Below are 19,506 nucleotides of genomic sequence, written 5' to 3' on the forward strand. Positions count from 1 at the left end.
ATGCAGCCGAAAACACAATATTTCACGCTTTATCGTGGTGACACGCACCTGTTTAAAGTGTCCTTGACAGCCGAAAATAAGCCGCTTGATCTATCTTTGAGCAAATTTGTCATGGATATCCGAGCTACTGACGGCTCAATCATCCAGCCGACAATTTCTATTGATGGCAGTGATGTTTGGTTGCTTTTCCCGGCAAGTTTGACTGCCGATATTACTTGGAGCCGTGCTGAATATGACTTACGCGCAGTAACCGGTAATATCGTTAAAACCTATCTGCGCGGCGTTGTGACGGTATCGCCGTCAATTAGCCGTGTAGAACTTGGCGTGGAAGACGGCGTGATTCATGAAGAGGCAGTATCCATTGATGTGAGTGGTCAGGCAATCATTGTTCAGCCAGCAACAGGTACTGCCGTCGATTCAAAAGTTATTGCCGATTTGACCGTTAAAATCACGCGTTTGGAAGCGGCTGTCAAAGATGCCGAAGAGAGTGAAGAGATTGCCGCATTGTCAGAGCGATTGAATGTTGCACAACGTGCTATCGAGCAGGCAGGCTCACTAGAAGGCCGTTTGCTGGCTTTGGAAGCGAGTAAAGAAGAGCTGTCTAATCATGCGAGAGAATTGGCTAGTCAGCGCGCAAATCTTGAATCCGTTCTAACGCGGTTGACAGAGAAAGACCAAACCGTCGCCGCATTGTCAGAGCAACTTCAAGCATTGCGTACCGAAGTTTCCAAAGCAGAAGAAAGTGAGGAAATTGAAGCACTGCATAAGAAAATTGTTGCCGTTACCGCTGATTTGGAAGCCGCAAAAACGGCAGCTGCGGGCGCGGCCGCTTCAGCAGAAGTGTCTGCATTGCGGGCGAAGATTGCCGAATTGGAAGCAGTCGCCGAAAAACAATTTAAACAGGCAACAGAAATCGCTGAGCTGCGAAGCCTTTTAGGTATGAAGAAATGCGAGAAAATCCATTTAACGCAGGAAATGTGGGCTGATGGCGGGTATACATGGACTAAAGTTACCTTCGCTAATACCTATAAAGACCCGCGTGTCACGCTTTCTCTTGAGCATAACAACCTGGTAGTCTTGTTTCTCAATCATGCGATTTGTGCAAAAGACGGCAAAGGTGTATCCATTCGTACCAACTATGATAAGCCTAAAATCGACGTATCCTATTCCGTTTACTTGTATGTCGAAGAGTGGAATGGCTAGTTAAATTTAAAGCCCGTTTAAATCATCTTTAAACGGGCTTTCTTGTGCAAAAGCTGACAGAATTTTAAAATCTCACAAAGTGCAAAAGCTGGCGCGAAATTGTGCAAAAGCCGTCGCCGCCTTACAATAAAGAATGCGCTATAATCCGACTTGTTTACCAAGGTTCTTGCTAAATACCTAATTTAATGTAATAATACTACAATGCAAAAACTGACTAATCAAAATCTTCACATTATTTTGTCGGAACGCTTAAACGATACCGACTTTGTTCTTATCCTCAATGCCTTAATCAAATTTTTGCGCCGGGGAGGCAAAAAGAAGGCCTCCGAACGTTTTGATTTGATTTTATCTACGTTAAAACAAGACGATGCTTTATGCCATCAATTCAGCCTGCGCTTTTATACTTGGCTGTCTAAAGTTCACATTTATCCTGCGCTGATTAAGCTGGGTATTTTCTCGCGCCATAGTTTTACCCGAGAAATGGGCATACGGATTTATGAGCGGTTCAGTCCGTCTTATAAAGATTTTTCCAACTTACGCGAAGTATTTTTGTATCTTTTTCATTCTGAAAACGATGATAAATGGTTGCAAACACTGAGTTTGCGACAATGGCTGGGCATGTATGAATTGTTGTTGGCTAAGGCGGATCCCGCTTTGCTCCAGACGGCCAGCCGACAATTGACAGATGCACGTTTGCGTGCGGTAGAAATGTTGTCTATCTGGATTGCTTCCGAAGCGATTGAGCCGGATTTAATACGGATTGCCCCCCGTTTGTTGGAAGCGGATTCTGCATTTGTCGCTTTACAGCGCGAAGTTGCGAAGATGGTGGAACATTATCGCCATAGTGAAGAAACTTATGACACGGCGCACTTGGAGGTTATGTTTGACCAGTGTGAAAATCAAATTGACTATTTGCGCCGTCGTGGTACCGGAGCCGGGTCTGGTTCGTCAGTAAAAGTTGCCCACTTGCTCGAACGCCTGCAACAAACCATAGACCGCCTGAAATTGTTGACCAATATTCAAATCGAAACCAGCCGCACCCGCTTAACTGTCAATCTGATGAATGCGATGATTTATGCGGCGGTGGAGCAATACAGCACCAGCCACTTGCGTAAAAGCAGTATCCGAATGCTGGCACGCAGTATTACGGAAAATAAAAGCCATCATGGCGAGCATTACATTACGCGCAACCGTAGCGAATATTTCAAAATGTTTTATTCCGCAGCAGGCGGCGGCGTAATTATTGCTTTGATGGCATTGAATAAAATCCATATTGCGTCTTTGGGGTTCGGCGAATTTACTACTGCATTCTTGGCCGGGCTCAATTATGGTTTGGGCTTTATGCTGATTCATATGCTGCATTGCACTGTTGCAACCAAGCAGCCTGCCATGACGGCAGCGAGCTTTGCCGAACAGGTGGACTCGAATGAAGGCAGCAAAGCGGTGGACAATAAATTGGCTAAACTGCTGATTGACGTGTGCCGTTCGCAAAGTGTCGCCGTGTTTGGCAATGTATCGATTGCGGTATTGTTGGCGGCAGGGATTGCTTTGGGCTATGCCCATACGCATGGTCAGCCCTTGCTGAATGAGGCAGTTACGGCCTATCAGTTCAAATCCATTGAGATTTTTACCCAACCGACCTTATGGTATGCCGCTATTGCCGGCGTATGGTTGTTTTGTTCGGGTATTATTGCCGGCTTTTTTGACAATCGTTCCGATTATCTGAACCTGCGTCAGCGCCTGCCGTTTAATCCGTTTTTACGAAAAATCATGCCTCCGGAGCCGCGCCGTCGGTTGGCTGCTTATATTCATAAGCATTATGGTTCGCTTATGGGTAATTTTATTTTCGGTATGCTTTTAGGCATGACAGGCTATTTTGGCCATCTTTTCGGCTTGCCGCTGGATATTCGTCATGTGGCGTTTTCTTCGGCAAACTTAGGTTATGCCGCGATCAGCGACCATGCAGATGTATTTACGTTTATACTCGGCTTGGCAAGCGTATTGGCAATCGGTATGGTAAATTTAGTGGTCAGCTTTTCTTTGGCTTTGGCTGTTGCGCTCCGTTCCCGCGGTACGCGTTTGGGCAGTATACGCAATCTACTGAAAAGCTTTTGGAACCAAGTAAAAGCCAACCCTTTGATTTTGCTGTATCCGGTTCAAGTGAATAATAAAGACAATACGAAGTAGGATTGAAGAAAGGCCGTCTGAATATATACATTCAGACGGCCTTTGATTTAAACCAATAAAGATTAGGCTTGTAGAGATTCGCGGTTTTCCAAAACTTGGTCAATCAAACCGTATTCTTTGGCTTCATCGGCAGACATATAATTGTCGCGGTCGGTATCGCGTTCCAAGTTGGCCAAATCGCGATCACAATGTTTGGCAAGCAAGCGGTTCAGTTTCTCTTTGATTTTCAGCAGCTCTTTAGCGTGAATTTCAATATCGGAAGCCTGACCGGCCAAGCCGCCGCTGATGAGCGGTTGGTGAATCATGATGCGGCTGTTGGGCAGGGCAAAGCGTTTACCTTTTTCGCCTGCAGACAACAAGAATGCGCCCATGCTTGCCGCTTGGCCTAAGCATAAGGTAGAAACATGAGGCTTGATGAAGTTCATGGTGTCGTAAATTGACATCCCGGCAGTAACCGATCCGCCTGGAGAGTTGATATAGAAGAAGATATCTTTATCTGGGTTTTCGCTTTCCAAAAACAGCAGTTGCGCGACAACCAGATTGGCAGATTCGTCTGTTACCGGGCCGACCAAGAAAACGATGCGCTCTTTCAAAAGGCGTGAGTAGATGTCGAATGCGCGCTCGCCGCGACCGCTTTGTTCGATAACGGTAGGGACAAGGTAGTTATTGAAATCGAAGGACATTTTTGTCTCCTGTTAATGATGGAAAAGCACCAAAGCCATTTAAAGCGCTTCGGTGCTTTTGATTGTCTGTTTCAGACGGCCTTAGAGCAATTAAGCTTGTGCGCCCATTACTTCGTCAAAAGAAAGCGCTTTTTCAGTTACTTTGGCTTTGCTCAGAACGAAATCAACAACGTTGCTTTCTACGGCCAAAGAAGTCGGGCCTTGCAGGCGGGAAGGCTCTGCGTAGTACCAGTCGATAACTTCTTGAGGATCTTCGTAGCTTTCAGCGAAGTTGGCAACAACGGCTTTGATTTGGTCTTCAGTTGGCTCAAGTTTGTTTTCTTCAACCAATTTAGCCAAAATCAGACCCAAAGCAACGCGGCGTTCTGCTTGTTCTTTGAACATATCCAAAGGCAGATTCAAGTTGGCAGCGTCAGCCATACCTTGGTTAACGAAGTTTTGTTTCATTTCGTTTGCCAAGCGGGCCGCTTCTTCGTTGACCAAAGCAACAGGAACTTGCAAGTCAGTCGCTTTGAGCAGGGCGTTCATGACAGATTCTTTGGTTTGTTCACCAATGCGGCGTTCAACTTCGCGGCCAACGTTTTTCTTCACTTCTTCACGCATTTTGGCAACGTCGCCGTCTTCAATACCCAAAGCTTTAGCAAAGTCAGCATCAACTTCAGGCAAAGTAGCTTCAGAAACGTTGTTCAGGGTGATGGTGAATACGGCAGATTTACCGGCAACATCTTTACCGTGGTAGTCTTCAGGGAAGTTTACGGTAACGTCTTTGCTTTCACCGGCTTTCATGCCGACAACACCGGCTTCGAATTCAGGCAGCATTTGGCCTGCGCCCAATACGAAAGCGTAGTTTTTAGACGCGCCGCCGGTGAAAGGTTCGCCGTCGATTTTGCCTTCGAAGTCGATGATGACGCGGTCGCCGTTTTGGGCTTCGCGGTCAACATGGTTGAAACGGGTGCGTTGTTTGCGCAGGATTTCTACGGTTTGGTCAACTTCGGCATCGCCAACGGTTGCAGTTACTTTTTCTACTTCTTGGGCAGACAGGTCGCCGATGGTTACTTCGGGGAAGACTTCAAAAATAGCGGCAACTTTGAAAGACTCTTGATCGTCTTGTTCTTCAACGGCTTCAAAGCGTGGGTAACCGGCAACTTTCAATTCTTGAGCAACGGCAACATCGTAGAATTCGCGTTGTACCAATTCGTTGATAACGTCGTTTTGTGCGCTTGCGCCGTACATTTGGGCAATCATTTTGAACGGTGCTTTACCCGGACGGAAGCCGTCAATTTTTGCGCGGCGTTGGGTTTGTTTCAGTTTTTTCTCAGTTTCTGCGTTGATTTTGGACCAAGGCAGAGACAATACTACTTTGCGTTCCAGATTTTCTAAAGTTTCAACAGTTACGCTCATCGTAAGCCCTTAAATTTGTTGTGTTAAACGGTTATCCTTCTGCTTAATCCCCCGAAGGATTTCGGGAATATGCATAAGGTCAAAATTTAGCTGCTTAGTATAACACAATGTTTCACGAATAACATAAAAAGGCCGTCTGAAAAGTGGGAAATTCTTTTCAGACGGCCTTTTTGCCTTGACATTGTTTTTTTAAAGCTGGTCTTTTTGCGCCAGAATCCGTCGGCTGCCGTTGACATCTGCCGGAGAAAGCACACCGGCATTTTCAAGCGCATCTACTAAATTGGCGGCGCGGTTGTAGCCGATGCGCAATTGGCGTTGCAGGGAGGAGATGGAAGTCTTCCGGCTTTCCAATACGAAGGCAACGGCTTGGTCAAACAGTTCATCGCTGTTGGCGTTCGGATTGACAATATTGGTGGTTTCGATGGCCGCTTCACCGCTGAGCAAGCCTTCCACATAATTGGTCGGCGCTTGTTCTTTAATGAAATTGACGACTTGATGCACTTCATCATCGGAAACAAACGCACCTTGCAGGCGTGTCGGTTCTGCGCTGCCAGGTTGCAGGAATAATGAGTCGCCGTATTTGAGCAATTCGTCTGCACCCATTTGGTCAAGAATGGTGCGGCTGTCGATTTTGCTTTGAACCGTAAAGGCCATGCGTGTCGGGATATTGGCTTTAATCAGACCGGTAACCACATCAACGCTTGGGCGTTGGGTGGCGACAATCATGTGGATGCCTGCCGCACGCGCTTTTTGGGCAAGGCGTGCGATTTGTTGCTCAACGGATTTGCGTTCGGTCATCATCAAGTCTGCCAACTCGTCGATGACGACCACAATCAACGGTAGTTTTTCCAGCGGCTCAGGATCGTCAGGATTTAAGCTGAACGGATTGAGTAATGGCTTGCCTGCTGTTTTGGCCTGCTCAATTTTTTGGTTGAAGCCGTCCAGATTACGCACGCCGGCGTGTGAGAGCAGGCGATAGCGTTTTTCCATTTCGGCAACACACCAGTTTAGCGCTTGTCCTGCCTCGCGCATATCGGTTACAACCGGGCAGAGCAGGTGTGGAATGCCGTCGTAAATGCTCAATTCCAGCATTTTCGGGTCAATCATGATGAATCGGACTTCGTCGGGCGTGGCTTTGAAGAGCATGGACATAATCATGCCGTTTACGCCGACAGATTTACCCGATCCGGTCATGCCTGCGACCAAAAGATGCGGCATTTTTGCCAAGTCGCCGACCACAGGCGTACCTGCAATATCTTTACCCAAGGCAACGGTCAGTTTGGACTTGGCATCGGTAAACACGGGCGAAGAGAGGATTTCGCTCAACATGACGTCTTGGCGTTTCTCATTGGGCAATTCAATCCCCATAGTGTTTTTACCGGCAATGGTCTCAACAATGCGTACCGCTTGCAGGGACATCGAGCGTGCCAAATCTTTGGACAGGGCGACAATTTGGCTGCCTTTGACACCTTGTGCCGGTTCGATTTCGTAACGGGTAATCACGGGGCCGGAAGTGGCGGAAACAACCTGTACGCCGATGCCGAATTCAGCCAGTTTGGTTTCAATCAATTCTGCAGTCTGTTGCAATTCATCCGGATTGACGGCAACCGGTTCTTCAGACGGCATACGCAACAGGTTCATATTGGGTTTGTGGTATTCGCCGTTGTTTTTAGGTTCGGTATCGTCAAACAGGGAAGTTTGGATTTTAGGAGGCGGTGCAACGGACACGGCAACGGTTTTACGGTTGCTGCTGCTGCCGGCCAACGGAGCAACCGGAGTAGCGGTAATGGTTTTGGCTTCTTTAACCATGCGGCGCGTATTTTGGGTTTCCAAAGCTTCGGCGCTGACGTCTTCTTTTTTATTTTTGAATTGAGACAATTTTTTCATCAAGCTGCCAAACAGGCCGCCCACATGGCTGCCGGATTTGGCCATGACTTCCAACCATGACACCTGAGCCAGCAGGGAAATGGACAACAGCAACATCACCAGCATAATCAACAGGCTGCCTGATTTGCCCAGCAGCCAAGCCAAGCCTGAGCCGGCCAATAAGCCGACCAAGCCGCCGGCACCGACGGGAAGGGATTCGCTCAATGCGTTGTCAAACAGGAAGTGCTCGATAATCGGGCTGCACACCAGCAGGAGGAACAATGCCAAAGCGGCTACGCCGTGATTGTAGGGCTTATGGTTTTCCTGCTTTTTCATGGGGCGGAAGTTTTTGTAGAGGAAAACGCAAGAGGCGACGATCCACCACCAAAATGACAGGCCGAACAAATAATACCCGACATCGGAAAGATAGGAACCAAAAAGTCCGCCGAGGTTGGCAACATCATGGCTTTTGGGAACGCTGCGCGACCATGCAGGGTCGTCCATGCTGAAACTGGCCAGGGAAATGGCCAGATAAATGGTGATAACCAAACCAAACAGCCATAAGGCATCATTAATCAAGTTGACGACATGTTCGGGGCGCGCTTTTTTTTCTTCGTTTTTTTGCAGCTCTTTGGCGGCTTTCAGGCGTTGGGAGACTTTATTGTCGGCTTGAGTTTGTGTTTTGGCGGATTTGCGTGTGGTCGGTTTGGTAGCCGGTTTGGTGGAAGCACGTTTTTTTGTTTGGGTTTTAGAAGATTTTGCAGTCATGAGATAAAGGCCGGCTGAAAAGACCGGAGGTAATGTGCGTAAAGGGCAAATTATACCGTATTTACCAGACACGAGAAATTGAAACGGGCGTAATCATTATGGGATTCAGGCCGTCTGTATGGCGTGACGAAAATTTTGGATTTCGTTTCCACCTGTTCAGACGGCCTGATGTTTTGATTGATTTGAACTTACATTCTGCCCAGTTCGCGCTGGAGGGCTTGAATGTTTTTCTCCCTATCCAAAACCGCACCTTGCAGCGTACTGATGGCCTGTTGATTGACGCTGCCGCCTTTGGCTGTCCGCGCTTGGCTCAGTTGCTTTTTGGCATCGGCCAAAGCCGCGCGTTCATTGGATAACTCAGTTTCCAAAATAGAGCGGCGGCTGTTGACGCCGGAGGATTTGGGAACCGGAGGAGGAGCCGCTTCAGAAGCGGTGCGGACAGGGGCAGGTTTAGGCGTTGCTTTATGGTTGGATTTTGCCGCCGTATTTTTGCTTTTTGCCGGAGCCGTTTGTGATGTCGGCGCGTTGAGTGTAGGCGCATCGCTGACCGGGGCATCGTATCGGCTGCTGCTGTATTTGCCGACAATCGGCAAATCGTTGACGGCTTGGCAGTTGCCGCTTGGACGTGAGGTATAGACAATCGAGCCGTTGATTTCACAAGTGTAGATTTTTGCGGCATAGGCTTGGCTGTTGAAAACAGCAAGCGGCAGCAGGGATAGGGTAAGCAGATATTTTTTCATGATTCAGGTAGGGCTGATGCGTTGCAGTTGAGCATTTTATTCTTGTTCAGACGGCATGGGCTGCTGTTTTTTGGCTTTTGCACTGTTTTTGTTTTTGCTCGGTTTGTCGGCTTTTTTCTCTTGTTTATCCGATTTTTCCGTGCGCTTCTTTTTCTTGGGTTTTGCATTGACGCGTTCATCAGAGGCATTGAGGCTGCGGATGTTGAGATGATAACCGCTGCCTTGATGGCCGCTGATTTTAGGCAATTGGGCATGTGCGCAAGAGGAGTTGGGCTCGGAGGTATAGCTGCCGTTGCCGCAGGAATAAACTGCGGCGGCTGCGTGAAGAGAAATGCCCAAGACGAAAGAGGATACGAGGAAGTATCCGGCTTGTTTGATAATTGAAGTCATGTTTTTCCGTATTGTGTTTTATTTCAGACGGCCTGATGGCTCTATTTTTATTGGGAAAACTCGGCTTCGACATCAACTTGGATTTGCTCAAGCTCTTCTTGCCATTGCAGCCAGTTTTCTTCCAGTTGCGTTAATTTTACTTTAGTTTCTGTTAATTGTGCGAGTGTCTCTTGCAATTTGGGTTTATTTTCTTCTGAATAAGCAGATTCTTGTGCCAAAAATGCTTCACAGGCCGTCTGAATATCAGTCAAACGCGCGATTTCTTTTTCGGCTTTGTCGATTTTCTGCTGAATCGGTTTACTGCGTTTGGCTTTTTCCTGACGGATTTGTGCCTCGATACGCTTGGTGTCCTTGCGGCTTTGGCTTTGTGCAGATGCAGCGGGGGCTGTTGCGGCGTTTTCTTGTGCCAACCGCCATTGACGGTAGTCGTTCAAATCGCCGTCGAAGTTGTTCAGACGGCCTTTGTCAATCAATAGGAAGCTGTCGGTAGTCGCTTCAAGCAGGCTGCGGTCGTGCGATACGACAATCAATGCGCCTTGGAAACTTTGCAGGGCAAGTGTCAGGGCGTGGCGCATATCCAAGTCCAAATGGTTGGTCGGCTCGTCAAGCAGCAGCAGATTAGGCTTTTGCCAGATAATCATGGCAAGGGCAAGCCGCGCTTTTTCGCCGCCAGAAAAGGGCTCGGTCTTTTGAACCGCCATATCGCCGACAAAGTTGAAACCGCCTAAAAAGTTGCGGATTTCCTGTTCGCGGACTTCGGGCGAAAGCTGTTGGATATGCCAAACCGGACTTTGGTCTGCACGTAATGTGTCCAGTTGGTGTTGGGCAAAATAGCCGATATTGAGTTTTTCAGAGCGGACGATGCTGCCGGAAAGCAAATCGATTTTTCCTGCCAATGCTTTGATAAATGTGGATTTACCGCTGCCGTTAACACCCAATAGGCCGTAACGTGCGCCGCTTTCCAGAGACAAGGTGATATCGTGCAAAACGGTTTTGTCGCCATAGCCCAAGTCGGCATGGTCGAGTTTCAATAATGGATTGGGCAGGTGGGTCGGATTGGCAAACTCAAAGGAAAACTCGCTATCCAAATGAGCAGGGGCGATGCGCTCGAGCTTGGCTAATGCCTTCATGCGGCTTTGGGCTTGTACGGCCTTTGTGGCTTTGGCTTTGAAACGGTTGATAAAGGATTGCAGATGCTTGATTTGCGCCTGCTGTTTGACGTAGGCGGCTTGTTGTTGCGCCAGACGTTGGGCGCGTTCGGCTTGATAGAAATCGTAATTGCCGCCGTATTGGGTCAGTTTTTGTTGCGACAGCTCGATGGTTTGCGTGGTGGTGGCATTTAAGAAGTCGCGGTCATGGGAAATGATGATTTGCGTACAGGGCAGGGAGGCAAGATGGTTTTCCAGCCACAATACGGTTTCTAAATCCAAGTGGTTGGTCGGTTCGTCCAAAAGCAGCAAATCGGCACGGCAAATCAGCGCTTGGGCAAGGTTGAGGCGCATACGCCAGCCGCCGGAGAAGGATTTGACGGGGCGGATATGTTCTTCTTGTGCAAAACCTAAGCCGTTAAGCAGTTTGGCGGCGCGTGCCGGAGCGGTATAGGCATCGATTTCTTCAAGTTTGGCGTGATATTCGGCTTGCTTCATGCCGTCGTTTTGCGCTTCTGCTTGGGCTAAGGCCGTCTGAAAAGCCTGCAATTCGGCATCGCCTTGCAAAACGTAGTCTAAAGCGGAAATATCTAAATCAGGCGTTTCTTGAGAGACGGAAGCAAGACGCCATGTTTTGGGAATCAGGATTTCGCCGCCATCTTGAGTGATTTCACCTTTTATCAGCGCAAACAGGCTGGATTTTCCCGTACCGTTTTTACCGATTAAACCAACGCGTTGGCCGGGGTTGATTACGGCATCGGCTTTCTCGAGTAGGACTTTCAAACCGCGTTGCAGGGTGAGTTTTTTGATTTCTATCATGATGGCGGGTAAGGAGATAAGTAAAACGAAAGGCGTTATTTTACCTGAAAAGACATATAAAAGGCCGTCTGAACAAGTATGAAAACGAAATCAGCGATTTCTATTTCACTTATTCAGACGGCCTTTATGAAATGACAGTCGGAAATGCTTTCAAATTGTCTGTCGTTTCAATTAATTTTAAAGGTCGGCATTGTCCGCACGGATCTGGCGCAGGAATTTTTGTGTCCGCTCATGTTTGGGATGATTAAACAAATCTTGCGGGCTGCCTTGCTCGACAATAACGCCGCCATCCATCACGACGACGGTGGTTGCCACTTCTAAGGCAAACTTGATTTCATGAGTAACGACAACCATGGTCCAGCCTTCTTGTGCCAATTCCTTCATGGTATCCAAAACATCTTGCACCAATTCGGGGTCAAGCGCGGAAGTCGGTTCGTCAAACAGCATCAGTTCAGGCTGAATCGCCAATGCTCGGGCAATACCGACGCGCTGCTGTTGACCGCCGGAAAGCTGGTAGGGGTAGAGGTCGATCTTGTCGCCCAAACCGACTTTTTCAAGCAATTTGACAGCCTCTTCACGCGCTTGGGCGACAGGCTTGCCTTGTACGGCAACCGGCCCTTCCATGACGTTTTCCAACGCAGTTTTGTGCGGAAAGAGGTTGTATTGTTGGAACACCATGCCGGACTTGCGGCGCAGTGCCAAAATATCGTGTTTGCTTGGTTTTTTGGAAAAATCGATGCTTAACGGCTGTGCGTTGTCAAACTCGATCTGACCTTGTTCAGGCATTTCCAAAGCGTTTAAACAGCGTAAAAACGTGGTTTTGCCCGAGCCGGACGGGCCTAGGATAACAACCACTTGTCCTTTGCCGACATCCAAATCGATGCCGCGCAAAATGGTATTTTCGCCAAAGGTTTTATGGATATTGCGGATTTTAATCATGACAACTCCTTATTTGGCGACATAGCGGTCAAAGCGTTTTTCCAAGCGCGCCTGAATCATAAACAGCACTTTGCAGAAGCACCAATAAACCAATGCGGCTTCGATATAAACGGGCAAAAAGTCATAAGTACGGTTTGCTGTCTCTTGGGCAACACGGAAAAGCTCGGTTACCGTTACTACGGCGGCAAGCGAGGTATTTTTGAACAAGCCGATAAACTCGTTGCTCAAAGGCGGTACGGCAACGCGGAATGCCTGTGGCGCGATAATGCGGCGGAACGTCTGCATATAGGTCATACCGATGGAGAAACCGGCTTCCCATTGGCCTTTAGGTACGGACAAGATTGCCGCGCGTATGGTTTCGGAAGCGTATGCGCCGACATTGAGCGAAAAGCCGATGATGGCGGCAGGAATCGGATCGATATAGATGCCGACGGAAGGCAAACCATAGAATACGATGACCAACTGCACCAAAAGCGGCGTACCGCGAATGACGGAAATATAAAATTCTACCAGCTTCAGCAAGCATTTTTGGAAAACACCACCGGAGGGCATGATCCGCACCAAAGCAACTGCTACGGCAATAATCATGCCGATAACGAAAGAAGCGATCGCCAAAGGCAAAGATACTGCGAAGCCGGCTTTGACCATGGGCCAAAACGCGCTGATGAGCATATCAGCGCGTGTTTCCGTCATAAACGGCAGAGAGGCAAGGAAATTATTTAACACTGATGTCTTTTCCGAAGAATTGTTCGCCCAGTTTTTTCAGCGTGCCGTCGGCTTTCAGTTCGTTCATGGCTGTGCTGAATTTAGCCAATGCTTCATCGTTGCCTTTATTGACAATCAAGCCGGAGCCGACTTTTTCGTTAGCCGGTGCAGACCAAACGATTTTCACGCCGGCATTCGGATTTTTCTTCAGGTAGTCCAATACCGCCAATTCGTCGTTCAGAGTTGCATCGGCACGTTTTTGTTCAATCAAGGTCAGGGATTGCGCCAAGCCGTCTACCGGTACAAGTTCAGCTCCTGCCGCTTTGGCTTTTTCGCCATAGTTGCTGGTCAGGGATTGTGCGGTTTTCACGCCTTTGATGTCGTCGATGGATTTGATGTTGCTGTCTTTGCGTGCAACCAATACAGCACCGCTCCAGCTGTAAGGCTCGGATTTGTCAAAAGTTGCTTGACGTTCAGGGCTGGTTAGGCCGACTTGGTTGGCAACCACGTCGAAACGGCCGGCTTTCAAACCTGCCATCATGGAGTCCCATTGTGTTTCTTTAAATTCGACTTTTACGCCCAATTTGTCGGCAACGGCGCGGGTAACTTCGACATCGTAGCCGGTCAATTTGCCGTCTTTATCATGGTAGGTGAAGGGTGCGTAAGTGCCCTCTGTGCCGACAGTGATGGTACCTTTGTTGTTGATACGCTCAATCAGTGAGCCGGAGGCCGCGCCGGATTGGGCCGGTGTAGAAGAAGCTGAGTTGCTGCTTTCGCCGCCGCAAGCAGCCAAAACTACTGCAGCGATGGTGCCGAGTACGAATTTTTTCAACATGGATTTTTACTCCTGATTTTTAGTGTGTCATCTGGTATTAAAGCATGCATTCTAAGCGAAACTGCCCAAAATACAAAATACATCTTAGTTTCTTAAAAGGCCGTCTGAACGCTGATTTGTTCAGACGGCCTTGAGTGGTGTATCAAAATTTCGGCTTATGCAATTTCAAGCCACATGACTTGATAGGGTTGCAGTACCAAATCCTGATTCAGGGAAACGGTTTGACCGCTGATCAAATCGTGTGCTTTAAACGGCATGGCTTGCAGCGTATGCGCACTGATGGTTTGCGGATGTTCGCTGAAGTTGCCGAATGCCAATAGTGCGTTGTTGCGCATATAGCCGATGATGTGTTTATTGTTGGTATTGAAGGTAACCAACTTGCCGCCGTCAAAGCGCGGGTTGCTTTGGCGGATGGCAATCATATGGCGCAAACCTTGGAAGATTTGACCGGCAGTGGTCGAGCTGTCATGGCGTTGCTTGTACAACTCCTCATTATAACGAGGACGGTGTGCCCAGCGGCTGTCGTCGCTCTTATTGCTGTCTTGCGACCAGTCGTCATCATTGAGCGTACCCACTTCGTCACCCAAGTAAATCAGCGGCAGACCGCCGGTACTCAGGGCGATGCTGTACAAAAGTTTGATGCGGTCAACGGCATACGGGTCATTTTGAGCCAAACCGACCAATGCTGCAGCTGTACCGCTGACACGGCAGTCGCCTGTACTTGGGTTGTATTGGAACGGTACACCGCGCGCGAAGCTGCCGTCAAAATGGTTGACGAAGAAGCGGTTGAGGAATTGTCGGTGGTCGTAGCCGTGGATGCCGAACTGCCATGCGTCCTCATCGGCAAATGTCCAGCCGATGTCGTCATGGCTGCGGACGTAGTTGACCCATGCAGTGTGGTCGGGCAGGTTGTGGCGGTAGGTCAATGCCTGATGGAGCAGGTTGACTTCGCGCGTGGCAAGCGTGTTCCACAACAATGCCATTTGCAGCGGGTTGTAACCGATTTGGCATTCGTCTTGGCTGATGTATTGGACAACTTGGTCAGGGTGAACGATGGCTTCGGATTTGAAGAACACGGCCGGGGCGGCAATACGCATGACGGAGTTAAATGCACGAATCAGAGCGTGTGCCTGAGGCAGGTTTTCGCAGCTTGTGCCCATTTGTTTCCAAATAAAGGCAACGGCGTCCATGCGCAGAATATCAACGCCCAAGTTGGCCAGGAACATCATTTCGCCTGCCATAGCGCGGAATACCCACGGGTTGCTGTAATTCAAGTCCCACTGGAAGGAATTGAACGTTGTCCATACCCAGCGTCCGTCTTCCAGTTGGGAGAAGCCACCCGGGTGTTGGTCGGGGAAGATTTCACGCAGGGTGCGGTCGTATTGGTCGGGCATCCAACGGTCAGGGAAAATGTAGTAGAAATTGTCGTAGAGCGGGTCGCCGGCGGCGCAGCGTTTTGCCCATTCGTGTTCGTTGGAAGTGTGGTTGAAGATGAAATCGACAACGGCGGAAATGCCTGCTTCGTGCAAAGCGGCAATGACATCGCGCAAGTCGTCTATCGTACCCAAAGCCGGATTGACATCGCGGTAGCTGCTGACTGCATAGCCACCGTCGCTTTTGCCTTCAGGGCATTTAAACAGGGGCATCAGGTGCAGATAGGTCAGGCCCAACTCTTGGAAATAAGGGATTTTGGCTTTCAAGCCTTGCAGATCGCCTGCAAACAAATCGACATAGCACGCGCCGCCAACCTGTTTGTTGGACAAAATCCAGTCAGGATCGTTTTCGCGCGCGATATCGATATCTTTTAAAGATGAGTTGCGTTGGGAATAGCTTTGCCATGCTTGGGCAATCAGTTGCTCCAGCATGGGGAGGACGGCTTCGTTGTTGTTGTAGACGTTGTCCAGCTCGTGCATCAGTTTTGGAAAGTGTTCTTCAAGCCGTCTGTCAAACTGTTTCCAGTCTTCAGATGCCTCGATGCTTGCACGCTGTTCGGGAGTGTATATCGATAGGGTGCGTTCTTTAAGGTGATGCAAGGTCAAATCAACCTGTTGAGTCTGGGTCAACATAATGCCTACTCCGAAGTTAAGGTGAAATTGTTTTGAAGCTTGGTTTCACTTCTTTTGCAAATCCATGCCGATTATGGGCGGCCAAGACTGTAATTTTGCGTCAAGAAACTGACTTAATGATACTGGAAGTGCTTGAGTGTGCATAGGGTTTTCAAGGTTAATGAACAGGATTTTTCAAGTATTTGATTTTGATTGAAAGTAAGGTTGAATAAAAAGAATATGGCCTTTTGCCTCAGTCATGTTTCAGACGGCCTGAACTTTTAAGAAAAATTTTTATTTTTATTGCCTTAGATATCCTTTGTTCTCATATGGCCGTCTGAAACATAAGCACGGCATAGAGGGTCATCTGTCTTCTCGAAATTTGGGAAATATCGATTATTTTCATGACTTCTGATGTAAATCAAGATTGTATGGTTGGCAGAGTATCTTATTGCAAAGAAGAAACTCAAAAAAATGCTTGTTTATTATTGAATGAATCCATGATTCATCTTATCGATAGTGGTTATTATGTAGATTATCAAGTTAATAAGGGAAAGCCCTCTGTCTGATTTGTCATGCTTGTTTAATATTATTTTTTAAAATTAGACTTGACCCGTTACAAGCAATTACTTAAAGTACCCATCTTAATTTTTACACAAGAAAACGGGTTGTCCCGTTCTAAAAAAATGAGCACAATCAAACCACCACAAATCACTGTATACGACAGCAAGCCGACTGATGTTTATTTCTTCGGTACTTGTGTTCTCGATATCTTTATGCCGGAAGCGGGTATGGATGCCATCACCTTAATCGAGCAACAAGGCATCCGCGTCCATTATCCAATGGAGCAAAGCTGCTGCGGCCAACCTGCCTATTCGTCCGGCCATCCGAAAGAAGCTTTTGATGTGGCCAAAGCCCAATTGGATTTATTCCCGGAAAATTGGCCGATTGTCGTACCGTCCGGTTCTTGCGGCGGCATGATGAAACACCACTGGCCGACTTTGTTCAAAGGTACCGAGTACGAACAAAAAGCCACTGATTGCGCCAACCGTATCATTGAATTTACCCACTTCCTACTGGCCATTGGTTACAAACCTGAAGATAAAGGCGAGCCGGTTAAAGTGGCCGTTCATACTTCTTGCGCGGCGCGTCGTGAGATGAATGTCCATTTGTCAGGCTGGCAGCTGATTGACGGCATGGAAAATGTTGAGCGTATCGTTCACGACCATGAAAGTGAATGCTGCGGTTTTGGCGGTACATTCTCTGTCAAACAAGCAGATATTTCCGGCGCGATGGTAACCGACAAAGTTGCCGCACTGAAAGAAACCGGCGCGACCGAAATCATTAGTGCAGACTGCGGCTGCATGATGAATATCGGTGGCAAAATTGCCAAAGACGAACCGAATATGCCACGTCCGAAACACATTGCATCCTTCCTGTTGGAACGCACCGGAGGTAAAGCATGAGCGCGCGCGAAAATATTTTGGCGAAATTGAAAAAAGCCGATGCCTTACCGATGGAAGAGCCGCCGGTTTTCGATTATTACCGTGAAATGGGCGTATCTTGGGCAAACGATGTCGAACGCTTGAAACATTGGGCGGCTGCCATGCGTGCCGTCAAAACAGAAATCTATTGGGTTACCAAAACCAATTGGCCACAAGTATTCCGCCAAGCAGCCGAAGGCAAAGGTTTGAAAAATATTCTATTGCCATTGGAAACAGAACACGGCCAGCTGGCTCGTGCAGCTTTGGCCGATACCGATATCGAACCGCACGGTTTTGAGCGAAAAATCGACGACTGGAAAAACGAATTCTTTGCCGATATTGAGGCCGGATTTAGCGGCTCTAAATGCGGTATTGCCCGTACCGGTACGATTATGCTGGAATCCAGTCCTCTGGAGCCGCGTAGTTTGAGTTTGGTTCCGCCTGTGCATTTCTGCCTTTTTGACACCAGCAAAATGTACAATGAATTCCATAATGCTGTTGAAGGCGAAAAACTGGTAGAAAAAGGTATGCCTACCAACGTTATTTTGATTTCCGGCCCGTCTAAGACTGCCGATATCCAATTGACTTTGGCCTATGGTGCACACGGCCCGCGCGATTTGGTGGTTTTGGCCATCCTGCCTGATCACATTTCCCCTGCCGATTTGGAGGAAAAAGCATGAGTTCTCAAACCATTAAATTCCATATGAAGCCGGAAACGTTCAAGCAAAACGCCGCGATTTCTTTGCAAGACAAGCCTCTGCGTAAAAGCTTGCGTACGGCGATGGATATGCTGATGACCAAGCGCAAAGCTGTTTTGACAGATGAAGAAGAGCTGCAAAGCCTGCGGGATTTATGTGAACACGTCCGTCAGCGTTCTTTGTCCAAATTGCCTGCATTATTGGAACAATTAGAAGCAAACCTGACCAAGTTGGGCGTTAAAGTCCACTGGGCGGAAACACCGGCCGAAGCCTGCCAAATCATTCACAACATCATTACCGATAAAAACGGTAAGCTGATGGTGAAAGGCAAATCTATGGTCAGCGAAGAAATTGAGTTGAACCATTATCTGCAAGACCGGGGCATCAAAGCGATTGAAAGCGACTTGGGCGAATTTATCGTCCAAATGGCAGGCGAGAAGCCGACCCATATCGTGATGCCTGCCATTCACAAGACCAAAGAGCAGGTGAGCGAACTTTTCCATCAAAACCTCGGCACGCCGTTAACTGACAACGTGGACCAACTGACCGGCTTCGCCCGTAAAGCACTGCGCGATATTTACAGCACTGCCGATGTCGGTTTGAGCGGTGTGAACTTTGCCGTTGCAGAAACAGGCACTTTGTGCCTGGTGGAAAACGAAGGTAACGGCCGCTTGAGCACCACCGTGCCGCCCGTGCACATCGCTATTACCGGTATTGAAAAAGTGGTTGCGAAGCTGTCGGATGTACCGCCTTTGTACAGCCTGTTGCCACGCTCCGCCATCGGTCAGAACATTACCACTTATTTCAATATGATTACCGGCCCTCGCCGTAGCGAAGAGCTGGACGGTCCTCAAGAAATGCACTTGGTACTGCTCGACAACGGCCGTAGCCAAGCGTATGCAGAAGACCAAATGCGCCGCACCTTGCAATGTATCCGTTGTGGCGCGTGTATGAACCACTGTCCGGTTTACACCCGTATCGGTGGCGCGGCATACGGTACGACTTATCCCGGTCCGATTGGCGAGATTATCTCTCCGCATTTGTTAGGCTTGGATGCGACACGCGATCTACCGACTGCCTGTACCATGTGCGGCGCGTGTGTTGAAGTTTGCCCGGTACGCATTCCGATTACCGAACAAATGCAACGTCTGCGCGTTGAAGCACAACGTTCGCCAACAGAAGCCGTTCCTCATCCTATCCGCGGTCAAGGCGCATCGCATACCTTCGGCGAGCAAATGGCATGGCGAACCTTTAACGGCATTTTCAGCGGCAGTAAGGCTTATCGAGCATTTGGCTGGGCTGCTACCAAATTCCGTGCATTGACGCCAAGCAAGCAGTTAAGCTGGACCAATAACCATGTTCCGATGAAACCTGCCAAACAAACATTGCATGAGATGATGGCAGAAAGAAAACGTCAGCAAGAAAAAGTATAAGGCTTGAAAATAAAACCTGGGGGATAAAAGCCTCAGGTTTTATTTTTTATTGAATGTCGCTGGTGTGGCATCGCTATTTTTAAAAGCGATTGATTTGATTGTTTTATCTTGATTCTTTTGAATAAAGAGGCCGTCTGAAAGATTTTCAGACGGCCTTTATTA

General features: G+C 48.3%; 14 protein-coding genes and 1 pseudogene. 5 read left to right on the forward strand and 10 right to left on the reverse strand.

Annotated features, from left to right (window positions below; translation table 11 throughout):
- Both ACTHUF_RS00165 and ACTHUF_RS00170 read left to right on the forward strand, forming a co-directional pair.
- Entirely contained in the window at window positions 1-1,203 is a 1,203-nt protein-coding gene (locus tag ACTHUF_RS00165; protein WP_440406604.1) for a hypothetical protein, read from the forward strand.
- Window positions 1,204-1,404: 201 nt separating this feature from the next.
- A complete protein-coding gene (locus ACTHUF_RS00170; RefSeq protein ID WP_440406606.1) occupies window positions 1,405-3,390 on the forward strand; it encodes a site-specific recombinase in 1,986 nt (661 codons plus the stop codon).
- A gap of 62 nt (window positions 3,391-3,452) precedes the next feature.
- Here the strand turns inward: ACTHUF_RS00170 and clpP are convergent, their stop codons facing one another.
- From clpP to ACTHUF_RS00220, 10 genes and pseudogenes are all read right to left on the reverse strand, one after another.
- Window positions 3,453-4,073 carry an ATP-dependent Clp endopeptidase proteolytic subunit ClpP gene (gene clpP, locus ACTHUF_RS00175; protein WP_315093548.1) on the reverse strand — a complete coding sequence of 207 codons (621 nt, stop codon included), beginning with the start codon at window positions 4,071-4,073 and terminating at the stop codon, window positions 3,453-3,455.
- A 90-nt stretch (window positions 4,074-4,163) separates the two neighbouring features.
- Window positions 4,164-5,474, reverse strand: a complete 1,311-nt coding sequence (gene tig / locus ACTHUF_RS00180) for a trigger factor (RefSeq protein WP_315093546.1) — start codon at window positions 5,472-5,474, stop codon at window positions 4,164-4,166.
- Between the two features lie 189 nt (window positions 5,475-5,663).
- Window positions 5,664-8,003: pseudogene (locus tag ACTHUF_RS00185) on the reverse strand (DNA translocase FtsK); the annotation flags it as partial.
- A 293-nt stretch (window positions 8,004-8,296) separates the two neighbouring features.
- Complete coding sequence (locus tag ACTHUF_RS00190; RefSeq protein ID WP_070850491.1) at window positions 8,297-8,848, reverse strand: hypothetical protein; 552 nt, start codon at window positions 8,846-8,848, stop codon at window positions 8,297-8,299.
- Between the two features lie 36 nt (window positions 8,849-8,884).
- Window positions 8,885-9,238, reverse strand: coding sequence for a nucleolar protein (locus ACTHUF_RS00195; RefSeq protein WP_315093542.1), 354 nt, complete (start codon window positions 9,236-9,238; stop codon window positions 8,885-8,887).
- A 47-nt stretch (window positions 9,239-9,285) separates the two neighbouring features.
- Window positions 9,286-11,205, reverse strand: a complete 1,920-nt coding sequence (locus tag ACTHUF_RS00200; protein WP_315093540.1) for an ATP-binding cassette domain-containing protein — start codon at window positions 11,203-11,205, stop codon at window positions 9,286-9,288.
- 177 nt (window positions 11,206-11,382) lie between these two features.
- Window positions 11,383-12,144 (reverse strand): amino acid ABC transporter ATP-binding protein, encoded by a 762-nt coding sequence (locus ACTHUF_RS00205; protein ID WP_070850486.1) that lies wholly within the window; start codon window positions 12,142-12,144, stop codon window positions 11,383-11,385.
- 9 nt (window positions 12,145-12,153) lie between these two features.
- On the reverse strand, window positions 12,154-12,870 hold the full coding sequence (locus ACTHUF_RS00210; protein WP_083325003.1) for an amino acid ABC transporter permease: 717 nt from the start codon (window positions 12,868-12,870) through the stop codon (window positions 12,154-12,156).
- Window positions 12,860-13,684, reverse strand: a complete 825-nt coding sequence (locus ACTHUF_RS00215) for an amino acid ABC transporter substrate-binding protein (RefSeq protein ID WP_440406610.1) — start codon at window positions 13,682-13,684, stop codon at window positions 12,860-12,862. The genes ACTHUF_RS00210 and ACTHUF_RS00215 overlap by 11 nt, the downstream gene beginning before the upstream one ends.
- 155 nt (window positions 13,685-13,839) lie before the next feature.
- Window positions 13,840-15,750, reverse strand: a complete 1,911-nt coding sequence (locus ACTHUF_RS00220; RefSeq protein ID WP_315093535.1) for an alpha-amylase family protein — start codon at window positions 15,748-15,750, stop codon at window positions 13,840-13,842.
- A gap of 665 nt (window positions 15,751-16,415) precedes the next feature.
- Between ACTHUF_RS00220 and ACTHUF_RS00225 the strand changes: the two genes are divergently transcribed.
- The 3 genes from ACTHUF_RS00225 to ACTHUF_RS00235 are packed head-to-tail and all read left to right on the forward strand — an operon-like array spanning window position 16,416 to window position 19,344.
- The gene (locus tag ACTHUF_RS00225) at window positions 16,416-17,195 is read left to right on the forward strand and encodes a (Fe-S)-binding protein (protein ID WP_315093533.1); all 780 of its coding nucleotides are present in this window, start codon (window positions 16,416-16,418) and stop codon (window positions 17,193-17,195) included.
- Window positions 17,192-17,893, forward strand: a complete 702-nt coding sequence (locus ACTHUF_RS00230; RefSeq protein ID WP_315093531.1) for a lactate utilization protein C — start codon at window positions 17,192-17,194, stop codon at window positions 17,891-17,893. Before ACTHUF_RS00225 ends, ACTHUF_RS00230 begins: the two co-directional genes overlap by 4 nt.
- A complete protein-coding gene (locus ACTHUF_RS00235; RefSeq protein ID WP_315093529.1) occupies window positions 17,890-19,344 on the forward strand; it encodes a LutB/LldF family L-lactate oxidation iron-sulfur protein in 1,455 nt (484 codons plus the stop codon). Before ACTHUF_RS00230 ends, ACTHUF_RS00235 begins: the two co-directional genes overlap by 4 nt.
- Window positions 19,345-19,506 lie beyond the last annotated feature (162 nt).

It is taken from the genome of Neisseria sp. P0024.S006 (assembly GCF_051956595.1).
Taxonomy (GTDB): Bacteria; Pseudomonadota; Gammaproteobacteria; order Burkholderiales; family Neisseriaceae; genus Neisseria.